Origin of the sequence: Psychrobacter sp. AOP7-C1-14 (genome assembly GCF_052376135.1) — a bacterium.
Classification (GTDB): domain Bacteria; phylum Pseudomonadota; class Gammaproteobacteria; order Pseudomonadales; family Moraxellaceae; genus Psychrobacter.
On record NZ_JBQSVH010000004.1, the window covers coordinates 1 to 23,231 of the forward strand.

At 40.6% G+C, this 23,231-nt stretch carries 18 protein-coding genes; 12 read left to right on the top strand and 6 right to left on the bottom strand.

Annotated elements, in window-relative coordinates; translation table 11 throughout:
• Window positions 1-5: 5 nt before the first annotated feature.
• From ACT3QN_RS04595 to uvrA, 5 genes are all read right to left on the bottom strand, one after another.
• Window positions 6-422 carry a hypothetical protein gene (locus ACT3QN_RS04595; protein WP_444529078.1) on the bottom strand — a complete coding sequence of 139 codons (417 nt, stop codon included), beginning with the start codon at window positions 420-422 and terminating at the stop codon, window positions 6-8.
• A 17-nt stretch (window positions 423-439) separates the two neighbouring features.
• Window positions 440-1,357, bottom strand: a complete 918-nt coding sequence (locus tag ACT3QN_RS04600; protein WP_444522394.1) for a hypothetical protein — start codon at window positions 1,355-1,357, stop codon at window positions 440-442.
• A gap of 39 nt (window positions 1,358-1,396) precedes the next feature.
• Entirely contained in the window at window positions 1,397-1,849 is a 453-nt protein-coding gene (locus ACT3QN_RS04605; protein ID WP_444522395.1) for a P-loop NTPase fold protein, read from the bottom strand.
• A 130-nt stretch (window positions 1,850-1,979) separates the two neighbouring features.
• Entirely contained in the window at window positions 1,980-2,234 is a 255-nt protein-coding gene (locus ACT3QN_RS04610; RefSeq protein ID WP_444522396.1) for a hypothetical protein, read from the bottom strand.
• 327 nt (window positions 2,235-2,561) lie between these two features.
• Entirely contained in the window at window positions 2,562-5,468 is a 2,907-nt protein-coding gene (gene uvrA / locus ACT3QN_RS04615; protein ID WP_444522397.1) for an excinuclease ABC subunit UvrA, read from the bottom strand.
• A gap of 662 nt (window positions 5,469-6,130) precedes the next feature.
• Between uvrA and ACT3QN_RS04620 the strand changes: the two genes are divergently transcribed.
• From ACT3QN_RS04620 to ACT3QN_RS04665, 10 genes are all read left to right on the top strand, one after another.
• Complete coding sequence (locus tag ACT3QN_RS04620) at window positions 6,131-7,495, top strand: MFS transporter (RefSeq protein ID WP_444522398.1); 1,365 nt, start codon at window positions 6,131-6,133, stop codon at window positions 7,493-7,495.
• Between the two features lie 141 nt (window positions 7,496-7,636).
• Window positions 7,637-8,248 (top strand): DUF3833 domain-containing protein, encoded by a 612-nt coding sequence (locus tag ACT3QN_RS04625; RefSeq protein WP_444522399.1) that lies wholly within the window; start codon window positions 7,637-7,639, stop codon window positions 8,246-8,248.
• A 303-nt stretch (window positions 8,249-8,551) separates the two neighbouring features.
• Window positions 8,552-9,196, top strand: a complete 645-nt coding sequence (gene ssb / locus ACT3QN_RS04630) for a single-stranded DNA-binding protein (RefSeq protein ID WP_444522400.1) — start codon at window positions 8,552-8,554, stop codon at window positions 9,194-9,196.
• Between the two features lie 968 nt (window positions 9,197-10,164).
• The gene (locus tag ACT3QN_RS04635; protein ID WP_444522401.1) at window positions 10,165-10,488 is read left to right on the top strand and encodes an H-NS histone family protein; all 324 of its coding nucleotides are present in this window, start codon (window positions 10,165-10,167) and stop codon (window positions 10,486-10,488) included.
• Window positions 10,489-10,717: 229 nt separating this feature from the next.
• Window positions 10,718-11,545 carry a type II secretion system protein N gene (gene gspN / locus ACT3QN_RS04640; protein WP_444522402.1) on the top strand — a complete coding sequence of 276 codons (828 nt, stop codon included), beginning with the start codon at window positions 10,718-10,720 and terminating at the stop codon, window positions 11,543-11,545.
• The gene (locus tag ACT3QN_RS04645) at window positions 11,546-12,451 is read left to right on the top strand and encodes a type II secretion system protein N (RefSeq protein ID WP_444522403.1); all 906 of its coding nucleotides are present in this window, start codon (window positions 11,546-11,548) and stop codon (window positions 12,449-12,451) included.
• Window positions 12,452-12,528: 77 nt separating this feature from the next.
• Window positions 12,529-14,775, top strand: coding sequence for a type II secretion system secretin GspD (gene gspD, locus ACT3QN_RS04650; protein ID WP_444522404.1), 2,247 nt, complete (start codon window positions 12,529-12,531; stop codon window positions 14,773-14,775).
• Window positions 14,776-15,290: 515 nt separating this feature from the next.
• A complete protein-coding gene (locus tag ACT3QN_RS04655; protein WP_444529079.1) occupies window positions 15,291-16,247 on the top strand; it encodes a TatD family hydrolase in 957 nt (318 codons plus the stop codon).
• A gap of 100 nt (window positions 16,248-16,347) precedes the next feature.
• Window positions 16,348-17,208, top strand: a complete 861-nt coding sequence (locus tag ACT3QN_RS04660; RefSeq protein ID WP_444522406.1) for a tRNA threonylcarbamoyladenosine dehydratase — start codon at window positions 16,348-16,350, stop codon at window positions 17,206-17,208.
• A 30-nt stretch (window positions 17,209-17,238) separates the two neighbouring features.
• Window positions 17,239-19,041, top strand: a complete 1,803-nt coding sequence (locus tag ACT3QN_RS04665) for an ATP-binding protein (protein ID WP_444522407.1) — start codon at window positions 17,239-17,241, stop codon at window positions 19,039-19,041.
• Between the two features lie 203 nt (window positions 19,042-19,244).
• On the opposite strand, the gene efp is transcribed toward ACT3QN_RS04665, so the two are convergent.
• Complete coding sequence (efp, locus tag ACT3QN_RS04670) at window positions 19,245-19,817, bottom strand: elongation factor P (protein WP_444520116.1); 573 nt, start codon at window positions 19,815-19,817, stop codon at window positions 19,245-19,247.
• A gap of 160 nt (window positions 19,818-19,977) precedes the next feature.
• Here efp and epmB point away from each other — a divergent pair, with 160 nt between their 5' ends.
• Window positions 19,978-20,985, top strand: a complete 1,008-nt coding sequence (epmB, locus tag ACT3QN_RS04675; RefSeq protein ID WP_444522408.1) for an EF-P beta-lysylation protein EpmB — start codon at window positions 19,978-19,980, stop codon at window positions 20,983-20,985.
• A 372-nt stretch (window positions 20,986-21,357) separates the two neighbouring features.
• Window positions 21,358-23,115, top strand: a complete 1,758-nt coding sequence (locus ACT3QN_RS04680; protein WP_444522409.1) for a hypothetical protein — start codon at window positions 21,358-21,360, stop codon at window positions 23,113-23,115.
• Window positions 23,116-23,231: the final 116 nt, after the last annotated feature.

A 23,231-nucleotide genomic window follows, 5' to 3' on the forward strand; every position in this document is an offset into this window, starting at 1 on the left:
TGTTGTCAAATATTCTCTAGATTATTCGTAAGTTCTAAAAGATGTTCGATAGCAGCTTTACTATTTGGATTTTCTGTAATTCTTCCTTGAAGTAACTCAAGAGTCCATTGCTTAACCTCATTTAACTTACTTTGGATAATAACTGGTTGATGGATAGAAGGAGATGGCTTTTGAGTATCTACAAGTTTTTTATAATGCCAAATTGCTGTATCAACTCTGTCTCCGTTATTAAACTTAACAATATCAACTTTAAAGGCAGGGTGTTTTAGTACTTCTCGAATATATAGCATTCTACTTGACCCGTTAGTGATTGGCTGCCAAATAACATGACTAAAAATTACTTTGCTAATATTTTGTATAGCATCAAAAAAATCCTCACTGTGGTTACCATGCTCATAAAATCGCATAAAGATTTTAGACATAGTATCAGAGTCATTATTTAGAGTAAGATTTCTCTTATGCTCTTTGATCTTTTTTTGGAGAAAATTATAAAAAAATTATCTCTATTTGAATGGTTAAAATAGTAGCTTTGTATCAAATCTTGCTCTGAACCTTCTGCAACTCTTGCTTCAATGTGTTCTTTTACTGACTCCTCAAGTTGATTAGATAGATTAGAAGCTCCATTTTTCTTTAATATATTGCAGTAGGAGCTTAAATTGGGTAGCATTTCTCTATCTATTCTATGTTTAATATTATCAAAAAGTCTTTGGTTGAAGTCTTTTTCAGGGCTTAAGCTATGATATTCAGCCATCAAATCTCGTTTTTCCCTATCACTTTTTAAAGCTTGTTCAGTGATTATGTCTTGGTCTAGTAGACTCTCAAACTTATCATTGTTTATATCAATATTTGTAATCAGTTCGATAACAACTTCAGTCCACCCTTCCATACGAAAGTTAGAACAGAATTTTGAAAGCTTTTCCTCTACATCGTCTTTCTTAGTTCTAACAGGTGCTTTTAATGCTTCATCATCACTTTTCAAAAAGATATCTGATCGGTCATCGAGACCATCTTCGGAAAAATACGTTTCTAACTCTTTCATATTGATATCAAGAACTTTGGGAATGTCATTAACAAGCTTAATAATAAGAATTTGTCTTAGAATTTCTTCCTTGCTCAACTTTGATAGAGATGATGAGTGTTTTATTATTTCTTGATAGGCCTTCTGAACGCGCTGATAAAACCTAAGATTTCTAACACCCATAGTTTGATAGAATTTATCGTAGATAGGAAATGTATCGACATCACTAATCTTATCTTTAATAATTGATAATGAGTCATCTAAAACTAATACTTCATCAAACACTTTTTCCTTATATTCTCTAAATTCTTCATCTGCCTTACCTTCGTGTAATATCATTACTACTTTACAGTTTTTCTCTAAGCTTAGGTGATTCACTCATCCCATCACATCTTTAATGTCTAAGTTTTTAGATAGCCTTTCAATATCGTCAATGCAAACCAAAGTGTCTCCGATAATACTGGTAATGGCACTGCTAATTAAGCCCTTACCAAGAGACAAACTGACACCTGCACCTTCAAGTTTTGGCAGGTCTATAGCATCCAAGCTCTTTTTAAAGATACCTTTAAGACCAGAAAGGTAGTCTTTTTTTTGAGTGGTCTCATGGGTGCTAAGGGCAATTTCGAACTTTAAAGCATCTATTGAGTCAATGCCGAATAAAGAGACATAAGAATATTTATTGAGACCCAAATTTTTATGATTTTTCTCATAGAAATCTTTCCAAAATTGTGTCTTACCAATTCCCCATTCGCCAGTCAATGCAGTAGCGAATGAGCTTTCTTCATCGATCAAATCTACAAGTCTTTTCTCAAGATTTGATGCATTTGCCATCGCTGGTTACCTTACACATGTTCTTAAATTGATAATGATATTAACACTAAAATAAAACCCCAATCCAACAAAAAAGGCCACTCCCTAAAGAGTGGCCTTTCATCAATGATTATCTAAAAATCATTAGTTATTAGTGACGACCTTGGCCTGCAGGTTTCTCAAACCCTTTCGCACTCATGCATGAATCTATTTTCTTCATATCATTTTTACTTGGACGACCGTCCTTATTCATTTTTACGCCCGCTTTTTTAGCACAGTCATTCATGGCTTGTTTCATGTCTGCTGACATCGCAGGTCTTTTATGATTATGATCACTTGTGCCGTTTGAAGCGCAGGCCGCAACACCAACAGTAGATGCTAACAAAATAAATAATAATTTTTTCATGGAAAGTCCTTAAACGTTTTAGTGGTCATACAAGAGTGAGTAACGTCAATTCGTGCGTGTTATATCGTTCTTAATCAGTTATTTCTATAACGTATACATTTGAGCATAGTGTGGAGCTGTTTAAATACTAATATATTCAACCTTTAAGTAACTTTAACAAGCATTAAGAAAGGTAACGTAGGGCAGTAGAGGTAGTTGAAACGGAATATAGATATATTGACTAGGGCCTATAATTTGTAAGTTATACAAGCTTTGATATTCTCAGCACTCAACAAAAAAGGCCACCCTATAAAGAGTGGCCTTTCATCAACGATTAATCGGTTTGTATTAGCTGACGTCTTTGAGTCCTTCCTCAAGCATGGGCTTTAAGAATTCACCCGTATATGAGCCTTTGACTTCAGCGACTTCTTCAGGCGTGCCTTCAGCGATGATCAGTCCGCCACCTTTACCACCTTCAGGGCCCAGATCGATAACCCAATCTGCTGTTTTAATGACATCCAAGTTATGTTCGATGACCACGATAGTATTGCCCTTATCGCGTAGGGTATGCAGGATGTGTAGCAGTTTGTAGATATCATGGAAATGCAAGCCCGTGGTTGGCTCATCCAAGATATAGAGCGTCTGTCCCGTATCGCGCTTAGCAAGCTCACGCGCCAGTTTGACTCGCTGCGCTTCACCGCCAGATAGCGTGGGTGCTGACTGACCCAAACGGATATAGCCAAGACCAACATCCATCAACGCTTGCAGGCGGCGATAGATCGCAGGTATCGCTGAGAAGAATTCAGTCGCATCTTCCACAGTCATCTCTAACACTTCGGCGATGCTCTTGCCTTTATAGTGAATCTCTAACGTCTCACGGTTATAGCGCTTGCCCTCGCAGGTATCACAAGGCACATACATGTCCGGTAAGAAATGCATCTCAACTTTGATGAGACCATCACCTTGGCACATCTCACAGCGTCCGCCTTTTACATTGAAGCTAAAGCGGCCAGGCTTATAACCACGGGCACGCGCTTCCTGCGTTTGAGCAAACATCTCACGTACTGGAGTAAACACGCCAGTATAAGTCGCTGGGTTTGAGCGCGGCGTACGACCAATCGGGCTTTGATCAATATCGACCATTTTATCCAAATGCTCAAGACCACTAATACTTTCAAACTTATCGGCGAGCAAGGTAGAAGCGTTATTTAGTTGCGTCGCTGCCAATGGCATAAGCGTACGGTTAATCAAGGTAGACTTGCCCGAACCTGATACACCAGTTACACAGGTCATGACGCCTACAGGGATGGTCAGATCTACATCATGCAAGTTGTTGCCTGATGCGCCCTTTAGTTCAATCATCATTGGCGCTTTTTTAGCTTTGGCTTTGCCTTTGACTTCCACGTCCATGGTTTTTGCAGTATGACGTATCGCTGGAATCTCGATTTTCTTTTCACCAGACATATATTGTCCAGTCAACGACTCCTTGTTTGCCATGATGTCGTCGACCGTACCTTGAGCGATCACATGACCCCCGTGGACGCCTGCGCCGATACCGATATCAATGACATGATCCGCTTGGCGAATGGCATCTTCATCATGCTCAACGACCAGTACCGTATTACCTAAGTCACGCAAGCGGGTGAGGGTTTTTAGCAGGCGGTCATTGTCACGTTGATGCAGACCGATAGATGGCTCATCGAGTACATACATCACGCCCATTAAACCTGCACCGATTTGGCTAGCCAGACGAATACGCTGCGCTTCACCGCCCGATAGTGTTTCAGCAGAGCGAGCAAGGGTTAAGTAATCTAGTCCGACGCTCACGAGGAAATTCAAGCGCTCATTAATCTCTTTAAAGATCTTTTCGGCGACTTCACCTTTGTGACCGCTAATTTTTAGCGTCTTATAATAGTCCGCAGCATCACCGATAGACAGTTTGACGATTTCAGCAATAGTCTGATCGTCAACACGGACATTGCGCGAGATTTCATTTAGGCGCGCGCCATCACAGACGTTACAAGTCGTATCTGCCAAGTATTTGGCCAGCTCATCACGGACGAGGTTACTTTGCGTCTTAGCATAACGACGCTCTAAGTAAGGCAGCACGCCTTCGAATGGTACAGTCTTGTTCGTCTTGCGACCGCGTTCATCGGTGAAGTTGAAAGTGAGCTTTTCTTTGCCAGAGCCATGCATAATGATGTCTTGATGCTTTTTACTCAAGTCTTGCCACGGCATATCCATATCGATTTTGAAGTGCTTACAGACAGTGCTAAGTAGGCCAAAATAGTAGGCATGACGCTTGTCCCAACCATTAATCGCGCCTTGGTTAAGTGATTTCTCATGATGAGTAATCAGTTTTTCAGCAGCAAAGTACTGACGTTTGCCAAGACCGTCACAGCTTGGGCACGCGCCATATGGGTTGTTAAAACTGAACATACGTGGTTCAAGCTCAGGCACGGCACGGTCACAAACAGGGCAAGAGTGCTTGGCTGACATAACTTGATTGTCACTGCCGCCTTCTTTCGGATTGCCATCCATAAAGTGTAGAGTCACCAGTCCTTGACCTAAGCGGAGAGCCGTTTCCAAACTTTCAGCGACACGGTTACCTAAGTCATCACGAACTTTAAAGCGATCGACTACCACCTCGATGGTATGTTTTTTCTTCTTATCCAGTGTCGGTAGCTCATCGGTATCATAGACATCACCATCAACGCGCACACGGACAAAACCTTGCCCAATCAGCTGCTCAAGTAAAACGGTATGCTCACCTTTACGCTCACGAATTACCGGTGCTAATATCATCAGCTTAGTATCTTCTGGCAATGCCATGACCTGATCGACCATCTCAGTAACCGACTGTGCGACCATCGGCTCACCGTGCTCAGGGCAATATGGTGTACCAATACGTGCATATAGCAGACGAAGATAGTCATAAATCTCGGTAATTGTACCAACAGTCGAGCGTGGGTTATGGTTGGTTGATTTCTGTTCGATAGCAATTGCAGGAGATAAGCCTTCAATACTATCGACTTCAGGCTTCTCCATTTGAGAGAGGAACTGACGAGCGTATGCCGATAAACTCTCGACATAACGACGTTGTCCTTCGGCATATAACGTATCAAATGCCAGTGAAGATTTACCAGAGCCAGATAGGCCAGTGATAACCACGAATTTATCTCGTGGAATGTCTAAATCAATGTTTTTTAAATTATGAGTACGTGCGCCGCGTATTGCGATATGGTCATGTGCCATCGGTTACAGGTTTCCTATTTGCTAAAAGGGGATTGGGAAATATCTCAATTCAAAAAGTAAATACAGGTCAGTAAAATAATTGGTTAAAACGTGAGTTATTCTAAAGTTATAGTGTCGTTACAAAAGGGGCGGTTATAAATCGTGTTGTTATAGATGATTTAATTATTTATAAGGTAAAAGCCGTGCGAGTCTAGTTGTTTGTTTTCTATTAGTCTTTGTCTATGACTTTTTTATAGGACTACGCAAATCTAAATCAAATTAGTGTTAAGTAACAGGCATCGTTTGTTATGGTTTTGACCAAAAATGTCATTTTATAGAGGCGTTCGTCGCTATATAGATGTGGCGAGCTAGGTATTAATTATGCTTACGACGTTTTACTTTATTGTCATAGTGATAGCATTATTCAAGGCATGACTATGCATCTGATGCACTTGGTAACAAAATAATCTCATAATATGAAAGGCTTGGGTTAAGAGCATATACATTGCTGCATCAGTAAGACAAAAGTCTCGGCAACCAAACGACGAATGTCTTATACTAGGGGGCTTGATTTATAGGCTAATACCTTAATAAACCAGCAGTGATGCATCATGGTATAGCGCAAGTGTTAGTCATGAAAGATGGCAATGAGCAACCAGCAATGATCAACCAGTGAGGCAAGTATGAATAGCGTAGAGAAACGAGCAATCCTCGGAGTCGGTGGCATCTTTGCCTTACGTATGATTGGCTTGTTTATGATTGTGCCGGTATTTTCTGTTTATGGTGAAAATTATGCACACGCAACGCCGTTTTTAATTGGTTTGGCCGTTGGTATTTATGGATTAGGGCAGGCGATCTTTCAGATACCGATGAGCCTTGCTGCTGATAAGTTCCCGCGTAAGCCTATTATATTTTTGGGATTGATACTGTTTGCTGTAGGCGGCATGATTGCGGCAAATGCGACGGACATTTATGAGGTTATCATTGGTCGGGCGCTGGCAGGTAGTGGCGCGGTCTCTGCGGTACTCATGGCACTATTGGCAGATGTAACTCGTGAAGAGATGCGTACCAAAGCGATGGCCACGATGGGCCTAACCATTGCGACCTCCATCATGCTTGCCTTTGCTTTTGGGCCATTATTAGTCGGTTCGCTCGGTATTTCTGGACTGTTTTGGCTGACGTCAGGATTTGCTGTTTTGGCGATGCTGCTATTAATGGTCATACCGACGCCTATGCGTGTACTCAAGCACAATCTGGATAATAAAACCATTGGTCAGCAATTAGCGACAGTTCTCAAAATTGGCGATCTAAACCGCTTACATATTGGTATCTTTGCGCTACATCTAACGATGACTGCCATATTTGTGATATTGCCGCACCAGCTTAGCGAAGTACTTGGCTTATCAGTACGTCAGCAAGGACTGGTTTATTTGCCGCTATTATTCATTGGCTTTGCAGTTGCGATACCATTTATCATCATCGCTGAAAAGAAACGCAAAATGCGTCAGGTGTTTTTGGGCGCGATTGCCTTGATGACTGCTGCTTTAGCATTATTGGCGCTTGGTAGTCAGGTTGGTGTTGGTATCATATTGGGCTTGCTGCTGTACTTTATGGGTTTTAACTTGCTTGAGGCGACGATTCCTTCGTGGATATCTAAGCGTGCACCAGTCGCCAATAAAGCGACGGCGATGGGTCTTAATTCCTCTAGTCAGTTCTTTGGTGCGTTTGTCGGCGGGGCAATGGGTGGTCTGTTATTAAGTCAGTCTAATTTATTGGCGTGGGGCATATTGGCTATCATTATGGGTGCAGCATTACTCCTAATTATTCCAATTGCACAGCCACCTTATCTATCGAGCACGACGGTCACTATTCCCAAAGACATCAACATTCAAGACTGGTCACGGAGAATGTTAGCAGTAGATGGTGTTGATGAGCTGGTTGTAATGGCAAAAGAGCAAGTCGCTTATCTAAAGCTAGACAAAACACAGTTGACGGATGACTCACGTCAGCAGCTATCGAGCTTGGCACAAAGCCCGTTAGATATCTAATACGCTATATAATAATTTCAGGCTTGTAGTTTGATACAGAAATAAAGCCAAATAGCAAAAACTGCACAGACATCAATCGTATAAACTACCAATATCAATAAGTGGAAACTAACTGTTTATCTCTATTTAAAAGGAATTAATATGAGTAAGTTTAAGATGTTGTCTGGTAGCGTCATTGAGAGTAGAAAGAAAGCGCATTGCTCAATAGCGAAGTTGACAGTAGGTCTGGGCTTATCAGCCATGCTATTAACTTCTGGATGTGCCACGCAGAATATTCAGGCGTATCAGAGCACTACACCGACACTCGATATGCATGAGTTTTTTTCGGGTCAAATCGATGGCTGGGGCATGTTCCAAGGTCGAAATGGCGAAGTCAAAAAGCGCTTTTATGTCGACATTGATTCGACCCATGAAGGTGACGATGTCATTGTCCTAAATGAGAAATTCTCGTGGGCAGATGGCACCAAATCGCAGCGTATATGGCGTCTGACTGAGCAGGCAGATGGCAGTTGGAAAGGTGTGGCAGGTGATGTCATTGGTGAGGCAACAGGACAAGTGGTTGGCAATACGCTGCACTGGAATTATTTATTAGAGTTACCTGTTGAGGACAAGATATACAAAGTGACGTTTGATGATTGGATGTATCTTATCGATGAGGATGTCATGCTTAATCGCTCAGTGATGAAAAAGTTTGGTGTAGAGCTAGGTAGCGTGACGTTGAGCATGCATCGCAAGCCTGCTGATACTAAATAAAAAATTCTGAATCGCTTGGTAACAAATAAGGTGCGATGCAATATCGATAAAGATAAATGGTTTTATTGAGTATCTTAAAATGGCAAAATAGCAGCACTTTTATCTATTAAACCCTATAGGATTGACTGATATACCAAGATAAACTGTCTAAGCGACATATACTGACGTGCGCCATAGGTAGCCTGTAGCTATTTTGATAAAAATTGGTTAAAGTAAAATTATAAAAGTGATAGTGCCAATTGATGCTATCAGATAACGATTAAAACAGTTTGTTAAATTATTCACAAATGAAAGGACAGTATCATGCGCGGAGTTAATAAAGTTATCATCATCGGTAACCTCGGAGCAGATCCTGAGGCACGCCAATTCAGCAATGGCGGTAGCGTAACCAACATTTCGGTTGCAACATCAGAGCAATGGACAGACAAGCAAAGCGGCGAAAAAAGAGAAGCGACAGAGTGGCATCGTATTGCACTTTTCAATCGTCTAGGTGAAATCGCAGCGCAATACCTGCGCAAAGGCAGTAAAGTTTATATCGAAGGTAGTTTACGTACACGTAAATACCAAGACCAAAGTGGGCAAGACCGTTATATTACTGAGATTCGTGCCGAACAAATGCAGATGCTTGATGGTATCAGCGGTGGACAAGGTGACAATGGCGGCTTTGGTAATAACCAAGGTGGTCAGAACGGTGGCTATGGTGGTAATCAAGGTAGCTCAAATCAGGGCTATAACAATCAGAACGGCCAGAATAACTTTGGTCAACAAGGCAACAATCAGCCAGCCCAGCAAGGTGGTTACAATCAAGCAAATGGCGGTCAGAATAGCTTCAATAATCAAAATGCGCCTGCACCGCAAAACCAGTTCAATCCACCAGCGCAAAAACCTGCACAATCTAAGCCTAAAGCAATGCCAGATGGCCCTGTAGATGATGATATTCCTTTTTGAATCATATAAGAAAGGAAGTGTTGAAAAAGCTCTGCAATTGCAGGGCTTTTTTAATGCTTGCTATCTGAAAATATAGTTTAGTTGTTATACTTTTGACATAGTTGAACTAAAATTTTATTAAAGACATTTTTAACGTGTTTAGTTTTCTCTTAGTATTCGATTGTTATTAAACTTAAGTTTATTTAATAATGATCGAATACTATTAATTTATGGATTAGTTAGTATGATTGATACCTTCTATATCCTATATAGACCGTTTATACCAAAAAATAATGATGATTAGTGATATTTAGTTTTAAAAATTGCTATACTATTTTTATATGACGCATAGTTAATATATATTGATTATCTATAAATAAAATAACTCTCGATAATAATGATTAAAGTTTTACTTCTACTTATGATTAGTTAATAAATCGAAAGCTGTTTAGATAAAATACATTTATATGAAGTAGTAGACTTCTTTAAAAAGCACTCTAATATTGGCATAGTAAGTGACAGAGGCACTGTAGTACTACCTTTAAGACTAATAGTTGTCGAGAGGGTAGTACAGAAATTTACCAACTGTAGTGTTTAGGCTTTACACCTAATCTTTATTAGGTATAATTTCGATAGAATTGCTATTACTTTAATAATAGATTTTTGTCGAAATACTATTATAAAATTCTTATAATAGTAAAGATACTAAAATTTTGTTTTCTTGCTAAAAACACTTTTGTGCTTGTTATATAAATAATGATGACTTATGTGTTTAGATTTACCTTAAACTAAGTTATTTAAAGTAGATACAATAAGTATCTTGTTTTTATTTATAGATGGTCATACAAGGTGTGCTTAGAGAGTACATATGATTTAGTTATATTTTATACAAAGGTTTAACTGCCAATGAATGATTTGTTCGTGGCATATTTTAACGAAAAATAGTACCTCAATAGAGGTCACACTCTTACTTTATAGTTGGATTTATTATGAGCAAAAATAACGCAATTGATTTAGAAAATTTGAACGTAGAGGAGTTACGTGCTATAACTGAAAACGCTCAACAACTTATTGCTAAAAAACAACATCAACGTTTATATGATGCTTACATGCAGTTCGAGCAGATTGCTGAAGATAGCAATGCAACGATCGAAGAAATACTGAAAGCTGGCGAAAAATTAGAGAAAAAACGCAGTATTAAATACCGTAATACTAGCGACCATAGTGAAACTTGGACTGGCCGTGGTCGTAAACCAACGTGGTTGGTTGAAGCGCTAGCAGCAGGTCGCGATATCGAAGATTTTGCTATTTAATTAGTTATTTTCTTATAGAAGTATTCCCTGTGAGCCAGTTCGAAGTCGCGATTGATAATGGTGTATTTACAACTATTTAGCGATAGATAGAGCTGTTGTTCTGAAAATAAAAGTCAGTATCTTTAATGCCAGTATTTTGGCAAAAAGATACTGGCTTTTTTTCTGTCATCTGTATGCCATTGTTTGTTATGATAATGACGTTTTTGTCTTATATAAGAGTTGTACAACTGTGGCCCAAGTATCTGAGTTTTCTCATAAACGTCCCCGTAAGCTTTGGTGGCTGATTGGGTTTGTGCTGTTTGCGTTATTTGCTGTTTTGCAAATGCCAGCAGCATGGTTACTTGAGAAATACGCACCAGATACGCCTTATGTGCAGCATGTATTTGGCAATGTATGGCAAGGTGCAGCTATTTGGCAATTGCCTATGTCATCGTCGTCGCTCACAGGTATGGCAGAATGGTCATGGCAGCCTTGGCTGCTATTTACAGGTAAGCTAGGTGCGGATGTCAATATCCACTCATCACAGACACGCCTGAATGGTCAAGTTAAGCTTGGGTTAAACTCATGGCAAGTGGACAACATGAGTGGAAAAATTGCACCTGAGACGCTAGCGAGCATGGTCAACTGGCAGCTGCCAAACACACCTATTCAAGTAAACAATGTATCACTAACACGTCATTCTGATACAAGTAACTCATCTAATAGTGAGCCTGCTAAAGATTCTAGCGGATTCAGTGCCGCAGATGGTCAGTTGACTTGGATCGGTGGCGAGGTAGGCTATCCTAGCGGTGATAAAGTTTTTTATATTAAGATGCCTACCCTAAGAGCTGAACTTAGTACAGAGCAAAAAAACAATCAAGATTTGCTGCATATTAACTTACTGAATAATCAAGATAAGCGTTTAGGGGATCTGTATATCGATAGCGATAATATGCTTGATGTCAGTTTGACGCAGCGCTTGCTAGAGAATATGCCTGAGTATAAAGGGCAAGCGCCTCAGGATACACCGGTGGTTAGTGTGCGCCAGCCATTGTTATCTGGTTTGGGAGCGAATTAAATGATTAATATCGCCGCAAGCCTAAAACCTATTGTTAATACTCTTAATCGTTTTTCAGGTTGGCTATTATTGTTAGCCATTGCTTGGCTATGTTGGACAGCCGCCCGTCTTTTATGGCTATTACTCGCTGCACCTTTAGCACCTACATTGCCTTTGGCACCTCTACAGAATAATGCCAAATCTACCAATGACTATAGCGGCTTATTCGCAATCTTTGCTGATCCTGATCCGATCACCGCAGCCGTGCAACCACCTGCCAATATTGAACTAAAAGGCGTATTGCTAGCCATACCTAGGAGCATGTCTTCGGCGTTATTGAATGTCAATGGCGAAGTCAAAAATTACCGAGTTGGTGATGAGCTAAGAGAAAGTAATTATACACTTGTGGCTGTTGACTGGAACTCAGCTATCATCGCTGATGCCAACGATAAAGAGACCGTCATTAATATGCCAGAAGCGATGCCATTAGACCAAAGTGATATGTTGGCGAGTGGCATCAGTAATCAACGTTTGCCAAATAATAGTATGCTGCCTACAGCGCCCCAGCCAGTACCAAACGCTGTTCCGGAGGCAGAAGGAACAAATGGCTCAAGTACTCCAAGTAACCCACAATCAGTTATCGAAGAAGCGGTTACAGCTTTGCAGGAAAACCCTGCCAGTTATCTAAGTAGGATGGGGGTAATGGCATCAGGTGAGAGCTACCAAGTAACAGCGGCGATGCCTGCTGGACTACGTAATCGTTTAGGGTTAGAGCCAGGTGATAAGGTATTAACCGTTAATGGACAGAGCGTAGGTAACAACCCTGCGCAAGATGCTGGTGTACTTCAGCAAGTACAACAATCAGGTGAAGCACAGATAGAGGTTCAACGTGGTGAGCAAGTTATTACGATTCGCCAGCAGTTTTAGCAAGATGGATTTTTAGCAAAATTACTCCTTAAAAACTCAGCACATAGTAAGCAATATCACTGTAGGTAATCATCAATATGGTAAGTTTTTATAATTTTTCAGTTAAGCCTTTACACCGTAGCCTACAGCGTCTGATGCGCTTGTGTCGCCCACTTTGTCTAGCAGTACCATTATGGGCTGCTGGTGTTGGTCTTGCCAATGCTGAGAGCTGGAAAGTCAATCTACAAGACGCTGATATAAAAGCCTTTATCAATGAAGTTGCAACTATTACGGAACAAAACTTTGTTCTTGACCCACGTATCAATGGCAATGTCACCGTCATCTCCAACAAAGCATTATCTCGCGATGAGATTTATCAGTTATTTTTGAGCGTGATGCAAGTGAATGGTATTGCTGCGATTGAATCGGGAACGACGACAAAACTGGTACCAGATAATATTGCTAAACAATCGGGTGTGGCTGTTGATTTACGCGGTGATAGTGTGGGTGAGTCGCTCGCCACTCGGGTTATTTATTTGACCAATACCCAAGCTGCAGAAGTGTTAGGGGTTATTCGTCCATTGATGCCGCAATCGGCTCACGCAGCCGCTGTACCTGGTGTTAATGCGCTGGTGTTGTCCGATCGAGCAGATAGCCTTAATCAGTTGACAGCACTTATCCGTGATTTAGACAGTAATATAAATGACAGTTTGCAAGTGATACCGCTACGCCACGTCGATGCGGAACGCATGATGGAGTTAATTAGCGCTTTAGTCGCAAGTGCGGGTAATGGACAAGCGCAAGGTGGTAACAATCAGCTAAAAGTTATTGCTGATACGTCGAGTGATAGGCTGTTGGTCAAAGGCAGTCCTGAAATGATTGCGAAAGTCCAAGAAATGGTCAGTCAATTAGATACCACACCTACCAGACGTTTAAGTGGTCTACGTGTCTTTCGCTTAAAGTATGCTAGTGCCGGCCACATCGCTGATATGTTACGCGGTTTACTCGCTAATCAATCTATCAATAGTGCAGGCGCAACCTCGACACTAGAGTCAGCTTCGCTAGATGATGCAAGTAGCGTAGGCGCCACAATTAATAATACAGCCAGCAATAGCATCGGTAGTAGTAGTGCGGCCTCCGTATCGACTAGCGGCACAAATGGAACAAGTACAGGGAAAGACGGTCGTCCGTTCAGTATTATCGCTGACGAGACTCAAAACGCCGTTATCGTTAATGCATCGCCTGAGCTGATGTTTGAGATTGAAGATGCGGTCAACCAGTTAGATAGTCGCCGCGCACAAGTATTGATTCAAGCCGCTATTGTTGAAGTGTCAGGTGATGATGCAACTCAGCTTGGCGTTCAATGGGCGCTAGGTAATGCCAATAGTGGATATGGTGTTGTTAACTTTAATAACGTAGGGGCGAGCGCGACGACACTTGCAGCTGCTGCGCTAGCAGGGTCGAGTACGGCAGGTATTAGTGCTGCTGCTAGCTCTATTGCAGGTGCATTGATAGGTATTGGAGACAGTCGCAAAGACAGTCAGGGTAATACAGAGTTTTATGGTGCTATCTTACAGGCGCTTGACACATCTACCAGTGCTAATCTACTGTCCATGCCATCAATTTTGACATTGGATAACGAAAAAGCCAGTATTTTGGTTGGTCAAAACGTACCCTTTGTTACAGGTTCTTTTACCACCAGTGGTAACAATTCAAACAACCCATTCCAGACCATTGATCGTCAAGATATTGGTATTAATCTGAATGTCATCCCTCATATTGGTGACAATGGTACAGTACGTTTAGAGGTATCACAAGAAGTCTCGTCAGTCGTACCAGGCAGTACGGGTAACTCTAGTGGATTGATTACCAATAAAAGCCTTATTAATACGACCATTCTAGCGGATGATCAGCAGACAATAGCTCTAGGTGGACTGATGCGTGATAACACGACTACACGCCAACAAAAAGTTCCTGGGTTGGGTAGTGTTCCAGTTATCGGTAGACTCTTTCGTTCTGACAACGATAGCACCCAAAAGAGCAATTTGATCATATTCTTACAACCGACTATCTTACGTGATGGCGGCGCAGTAGCGAGTGTGACTGAACGCAAATTCAATCAGATGCGAGTATTGCAGCTGGTCATTGATAAAAACGGTACGATCAAGCAATTGCCATTGAGCGGCACTGAAGGTTGGAATGGAGATGTCAGTGCAGATTACGAGCTAATGCCGCTTAACCCCCTAGTCCCTAAACGCGATCAAGCGCCAAAATCTACTACGCAAGGTTTTACGAGAGTAGATAGCCCTAATAGCGGTATCACAACTTATCCTCTCAATCGTTGAAACTATAGCCATATATATAACGGTTAATATGATTCAACGCGATTAGCTAATGTACGATGTGATAGAAGATAATTACATCGTACATTAGCTTGCGTACTCATAACACAGATAAACATAACCACTCTTATATTTAAGTATATTAGTTACTAATATAATAAGTTACGCATTATGTTTTTCACTACCGTACATCAGACGCTAAAATGACAGATAATAAAAACACAAAAAAATGGCTTGTATTGAGTGTAGCTGCTACTGCGCTACTACTTATCCCTAGACGTAGTAGTCGAAAGGCTAATACGAAAATAGCTGATAACTATGATGCTGTTTCTAAGAGCAATAGCGTTGAAGCTGATTGTAGGGATGAGCTTAGTTAGTAAAAGCTAGTAATCAAAAAATAAAAGCTTAATAATAGAGTAATGGCAATATTTTCATATAACCATGTTTAGTATTGGAACAGTTATTTAGCATTTATTACTTAGCTCTATGTTTTCAAGAGATATTTTTGGAGTCTATCAATGTGTGGTAACGAATCAGCAACGATTGCTGAAAAAAAAGTCGTTAGAGAAATTTTAAAAAATGCTTATCCTCTAATTGATACGCATACGCACTTTGATGCTACAGTATTTGATAAGGACCGAAGACAGCAGGTAGAGCAAGCCTATCGTCAAGGTATCCGCCACTTAGTGCTAGTAGGTTATTTACATCAGTATTTTGATCGAATGTATGGTACTCAAGATTTTATTAATAAAATATCGCAATCGTCTGCGATAGAGGCAAATAACCAAGATCAACAATGTATTAAAACGCATATCGCATTAGGCTTACATCCTTTCTATATTGAACAGCATACTGAAGAACATTTAAAACAACTTGAGCAGATGGTAGTTGAGCGTCGTCCGCTAGCCATCGGTGAAATTGGATTAGATACTTTTACTGATACAATGAAACAGCCTGATGTATTTGCCAAACAGGAGAGGTTTTTTAAGGCACAATTGGATATGGCAGTGGATAGTGGTCTGCCAGTAATGCTACACACTCGTAAAGCGCATGCTGAAGCACTTGCGATCTTGAAAGCGCATGAATATGACGCACATAAACTGGGTGGCATCGCTCACAGTTTCAGCGGTGGTGAACAAGAAGCCAAGGCTTTCGTAAAGTTAGGGTTTAAGCTTGGTGTTACTGGTCAAATTACCAATCCGAATGCTAAAAAACTACGCCGTGCTATTCAAGTAGCAGTCAATAGTCATGGCATCGAATGCTTGGTGATTGAGACGGACTGTCCAGATATGACACCTATTATGTGTCAGACATCGGATGATACCCATGCACATAATAGAAATGTACCAGCCAACTTGCCTTGGGTATTAGCAAGCTTGAGTAAGCTATTAGAGATACCACATGATAAACTTGCTAAGCAATTATGGCAAAATAGCCGTAATGCTCTGAAAGTAAACTGGGCTTATCCAGTATAATCATATTTTGTGTGGTAAAAGCACAACTGCAATTAGAAGCAAGAAAGTATGAGCCGAAGAAATAGCAACCAAGATATTCAAAAAGAGAATTTGATCTGTTATGAGTGATACCCAACAATGTGAACAGTTAGAATCCGTTGAAGACAGCATTGCACGAGACGGATCGCACCAACAAGATGAGCAATACGATCGTCGTTTCCAAGGAACACGGACACTCTATGGCACATCAGCGGTTGATAATTTTTCGGCAGCTCACGTCTACATTATTGGTGTGGGAGGGGTTGGCTCTTGGGCAGCCGAGGCACTGGCTCGGACAGCAGTGGGAACGATTACACTGATTGATTTGGATGTGTTAGTTGCTTCTAATGTCAATCGCCAACTACCCGCATTGGACAGCACATTTGGTCAAAGCAAAATTGAAGCAATGGCAACCCGTATCAAAGAGATCAATCCTGCAGTGAAATTGAACTTAGTTGATGACTTTTTAACGGCAGAGAATGTTTCAACATTACTGCCAAGTCGTGATGTAGCCAAATCTGCAATTGCTGATGGTAAACCGATTGTGATTTTAGACTGTGTAGATGACATGAGTGCTAAACTAGCAATTGCCTTACATTGTCGTTTCAATAAACTAAAGTTGGTCTGCGCAGGTGGCGCAGGTGGTAAGATAGACCCAAGTCAGATTAGAGTGAGTGATTTGCGTGATTGTTACCAAGATCCGCTACTTGCTAAGTTACGCAATAAACTACGCCATGAGAAGGGCATTAATAGTGCTTTGAAAGAAAAGTTTGGTATCAAATGCGTCTATTCGACAGAACCGCCAATTGTAGATAAGAGCTGTCAGGCAGGTGGTTTGCAGTGCGGTGGTTATGGCTCAGCAGTGGTCGTTACATCAGTGGTAGCGATGATTATGGTGAGTGAAGCATTACAATTATTAATAAAGCAGACGAATCGTAATTAATACGCCTGCTGTTATTTAATGGAGTTTACCTTGTCTATATCTAACTTACCAAAGCAGAGCTACCCTGTAGCGGTAGATGAATTAGAGCGCATCAACAAGCTAAAAAAATATCAAGTACTGAATGAAAATGATGAACCCGCATTTGATCGGCTAGTTGAACTTGCAAAATTGTTCTTTGATGTACCCGTAGTTACGATCACTTTTATGGATGAGGAAACGCAATACTTAAAGCCAGCCTGTAAATTTGATAGTGAACCTGAGAGTGTCAGTAAGACACCGCGTGATATTGCATTTTGTAATTATACAATCTTGTCAGATGATATTTTTGTAGTGCCAGATACATGGAACGACGATCGTTTTAGCCAAAACCCTATGGTCACAGACTTTCCGTATTTACGATTCTATGTTGGTGCGCCTATCATTTTGTATGAGGATAATAAAAGTTATCGTCTAGGTACTTTATGTCTGATGGATACAAAGCCTAACCATAGTTTTAATGAGCAACAATCAGCGATTTTGGCGGAATTTGCAAAAATGGCGGCTGATGCCTTGCAGCTACAAGATAAGCAACGTGACGCTAAGCATGCTAACGAAATGAAATCGAGCTTTTTAGCCAATATGAGCCATGAGATCCGCACACCGATGAATGGTATTATCGGTATGGTAGAAATGCTAGGCGAAACCGAACTTAGTGAAGAACAACGAGAGTACGTTGATAATATCAAGGTTTCTAACGAGCATTTGATGGTCATTATTAATGGTATTTTGGACTTATCGAAAGTCGAGTCTGGAAAAATGACGATTGATTCTATTCCATTGAATTTATCTAGTTTGTGCAATGAGGTTATCAGTTTATTTGCAATTAAGGCACGCCAAAGAGGCGTAGCCCTAGATTATAATTATACTGAAAAACTGTCTCCCTACGTTAAAGGTGATCCTGTACGTTTAAAACAAATCATTGCAAATCTGGTCAATAATGCGATTAAATTTACTCGTGAAGGTGGTCGAGTCAGTATCGATGTCAAACATATGAATAACTGCTATTGTCCAAATAGTAGCGACGAAAATGTTGCTAATGCGGGTCAAAAAAACAAAGTAAATGTAGCGATAGATGATGAAGCTGGTCACAATATGACGCTTTGTATAGAGGTTAAAGATACGGGTGTTGGTATCAAGTCAGAATCGTTAGAGGCGATATTTGATGCTTATGACCAAGCAAATAAATTTACCCATCGTATTTATGGTGGTACTGGACTTGGACTGTCGGTTTGTAAGTCTTTGGTCGATTTGATGGGTGGTCAGATTCATGTAAATAGTGAAGTAGGCGTTGGCACCACATTCAGTGTCTTATTGCCGTTAACCACTATAGATGAAGATAAGTATGAGACATGGCAAGATGCTAACGATACGACCATGATTGAGCCTACCCATGAACGATCTGGGCATATATTGTTGGTTGAGGACGATACCGTCAATGCAATTATTGCCCAAAAAGCATTAACCAATAGTGGCCATATGGTCACTCATGTCACTGATGGTCAGCAAGCAATTGAGGCCTTTGCTTTATTTCCTGAACGCTATGACGTGATATTAATGGATCACCATATGCCGATTTTAGATGGTGTACAGGCAACCATTAAACTGCATGAATTATATGACCCTCAACTATTGCCGCCCATCATTGCTCTGACTGCTAATGCAATGGATGGTGAGCGTGAGAAATATCTAAAAGTCGGTATGCAGGACTATTGCACCAAACCTTTTAAGCAAGAACAATTAAATGCCTTGGTACAATATTGGCTAATACAGAAGCAATCACTGGAAGAAGAGTGACTTACTTACTAATATTATTGTCAGCAACAGCAACAGCAACAGCAACAGTAACAGTAACAGCAACAGTAACAGTAACTAGCATCTTGATGTAACCATGATTGATGAATGTAAAAAAAGCTTAACCACTATATCAGCGGTTAAGCTTTTTTATTAATGATAGATGCATTTGTAAATATCAACTATCAGTCATGTTTGGAGTGATATTAGTTTACGCGAGTTTGGTAATCACCAGTACGTGTATCGACACGCACCACTTCACCTTGTTGTACAAATAGTGGTACACGTACGACCGCACCTGTCTCCAATTTAGCAGGTTTGCCACCACCGCCTGAAGTATCGCCGCGTACGCCAGGATCTGTTTCTGTGATTTGCAACTCAACAAAATTAGGCGGCGTTACTGACAATGGGCTACCATTGAATAGAGTGATGGTACATAGAGCATTGCTGTTTTCTTTTAGCCACTGTACGGAATCACCTAATGCTGTCTTGTCAGCTTGAATCTGCTCAAAACTTTCAGGATGCATAAAATGCCAAAACTCGCCATCGTTGTATAGATAGTTCATTTCAGTATCTAGCACGTCAGCGGCTTCTAGGCTGTCACCTGACTTGAAAGTTTGTTCCAATACTTTACCACTACGAAGATTGCGCAGTTTGACGCGGTTAAAGGCTTGGCCTTTACCTGGTTTGACAAACTCGTTTTCAAGAATGGCACAAGGGTTGCCATCAAGCATCACTTTTAGACCAGCTTTAAATTCATTAGTAGAAAAATTTGCCACAAAAAACTCCTAGGGGTTGTAAATATAATAGTAAGACATAGGGCTGACTGTACCAAAATTTTCTGTTATGCCAAGTATTTACGGATTAACGAGGATACTTTGATAGGCTAGACACTAAGGGCGTATAATATCGGATTTTGGGCACAGGTAGTAGGCTGTCATGATAAACCATTTAATCACACAAAAAAACTGGCAAACGCAATTATCGGAAGCTATTACGTCTGTTGATGAGCTATTAAGCATCTTACAGCTTGAATCAATGCAAGCAGAAGTTTACGTGCCTAAACACTTTGAACTGCGTGTACCGCGTGGCTTTGTAGCAAAAATGGTTGTTGGCGACCGAAATGACCCTCTGCTTAAACAAGTGTTACCAGATCAACAAGAGCAAATCGACATCACAGGCTATGTGGCAGATCCACTCAGCGAAAATACACAGAACCCCGTGAAAGGCTTGCTTCATAAATATCAATCGAGAGTGTTGTTAACCATTACCGGTGCATGCGCTATTCACTGCCGTTATTGTTTTCGCCAGCATTTTGACTATAGTGCCAATATGCCTACTGCTGATGCAAAAGAAAATATTATTAATTATATTGGTGCACATCCTGAGGTCAATGAGGTGATATTAAGCGGTGGTGATCCCTTAAATGTGACTAACCGGCGTTTATTTACGTGGCTCGATACTTTGGAATCTCTTCCGCAAATTACTACTATTCGGCTGCATACGCGTTTGCCATTGGTGATACCTGCACGTTTAGACGCTGCGTTGCTAGAAAGGATGTCTCAGAGTCGCTGTCATATCGTTATGGTTATTCATTGTAATCATGCTAATGAGATCGATGCACTGACCGCTGAACATTTGCAACGTACTCAAGCGGCTGGGATTACTCTATTAAACCAAGCTGTGTTGCTAAAAGGTGTCAACGATACTCTGGATACGCAAGTGGATCTTAGTCAGCGGTTGTTTACTTCTGGCGTGCTACCATACTATTTGCATGTACTAGATAAAGTGGCTGGCGCGGCGCATTTCGATAGTAATGAGCAAGCAGAGATTGAGCTGTATTGGGCATTACTAGCATCATTGCCAGGTTATCTTGTCCCTAAGCTGGTTAGGGAGTTGCCGAATAAACCCTTTAAAGTACCGATTGATATTTACAGTAATAGCTAAGGCAAGACACTATATCGATTTAGGGATTTAGTAAACAAAGAATGGGTTTTAAAAAAGCGTAAGTAATATTTTAAAAAACTAAAATCTAGAATTTATGCTTTTTTATGAGTACAAATAGATATATGATTGGAACGGAATATAACCGTTGGCACGCAAATCAATAAAAGAGTATGCGGCGTTAGAAATGGAATTCTAATAATAGTATTTAGATATCTTTGGATAGTACTGTATTGCTAGATTCAGACTCACAATCGATAAATATCATTACTCTTCTATAGTCGAGCTCAACAAATATTTCTATAGCATACATGCATTTGTACTGCTGCATATTACTGAGTGCCTCAAAACGACCAATAGTGAGTAAAGATACTGATGATCACTTTATCAATGTTCCGAGAAGTTTTAAATTCTACAGAACCATTATCTCCGTTATCTAATCGTTCAGTAAATGGTCAAGAGCGCTACTTGCTAAAAACGTTGACAACGCTACCGACGCAAACCCAAGAGCAGCAAATAGAACATTTAGAAAGCGTGCTGAGAGTATTACATGAAGCAAATATAGATAATCAACAACGCCTAGAACTAATGACAGCAGTCGTTGATGCCTCAGATCGATTGATAGCGACTTTGAGGCAGCATTATATATATGAGACAGGCGCCCTTGATCAGACTCAAATGTTATGTGTTGCACAAATACAATCACTACATTATTTGATTATCATGGTCTACGACAAGGTCATACGTTTTGAGACTCAGTTGTCAGAAGACCCTTCAAATCACTCTTCTGGGAAAAGATGGCAACGTTTTTTTGGCGCTGAGACTAAACTTGATAGCACGCTTGCTATTGCGATTTATCAATCATTATTAAGATACCAAAAACTATTAGCAGAAGAGACACTGTGCTATCGAAAGCCATCCGATTACCTGTGGTCTAGAGTCAATCAATTATATTATCTGGCCTATGAGAGAAAGGTGGCTGATATTGAATTGAGCTTACATACCGTCACCCATCAAACGAATAGTATTCATCAGCTATATTGCCAAATCTGTTTGCATGATTTGTTAAATTTGCGTGCTATGAGACGCCCGAACATCTTACTCGTACAGCGTTTATTGCCTGAATGGGCTAGACATGTGGTTGCGACAATGGAGCCCACCACCGATACAAAGGTCTTTGTTGATCTTCATAGTAGTCATCCACCAAGCTATTTAACTGTCAACTCTTATATCAATCCATATGAAGATCGTCATGATTGTCTATTTATAGAATTAACGCCGATGGTTCGGCATTTTGACTCACGGAAAAAAGTTTTGTTTAAGGAAGGCAACACAATAGAGTATAGTTTGCTCAATACTATTTCAATGACAATAAGCTACCGCTACTTGCAGCAGCCACTTACACTGCCAACCCAATATAGTAGCGAAAAGCCGGAAAAGTTAATCACTAACTTTAACAATATACATTACTACGTAAGTCATTCGAAAACCTTTGCTAATTTAATCGACGTTAAATACCTACGAGAAGAAGACAGGCCTTTATACGAAACATTTGATAATGATCGTGGTCGCAGTAGCGCAATAAATATTAAGGTATTTGATGACAAAGATAGCTTTCTAGCATATCGCACATTGTACTTGTTACCAAAAGATAGCGGGCTCAAGAAGAGTGTCGCCGACAAAAATATTCTAAATAAAGAAGAGGACAGCGTAGAGGAAATTAACCCTGACGTTTCTACAACAGCACCGCAGCCCTTACATATAATGGGTCTGATTTTGGTCTCTCGATCTGACCGGACACAACAACCTAATTGGTCGATAGGAGTGGTGCGCTGGCTTAATGTTGATAATAAAAATCCAGAGGTAGAATGGCAGGTGCTCGGGCATAAAATCGTAGCGTGTGGATTACGTTTAGAAGGCAGTCAGAAGCGAAGTCGCCATTTTGTACCAGCATTTATCCTTGGAAAAGACGAAAAACTGAAAACAACGGGTACGCTAATCGTTCCACCTTCTTACTTTCAAGTAGACGATAGAGTCGTTATGCGTATCGGCAACAAACAAACTTCCTTGCGGTTAGGACGTAGGCTGATAATGACTGATGAGTTTAGCCAATATGAGATAGCACAACTATAGGTCTCATCTTTGTTTCCAAAACGTAGATGGACAGGTTGGTAGCAGCGAAGCTATGCAGGTCCTTAACGAAAATATGATGAAGAGTAACGAGCATAAGTTAATCTGCAGCGGACTGA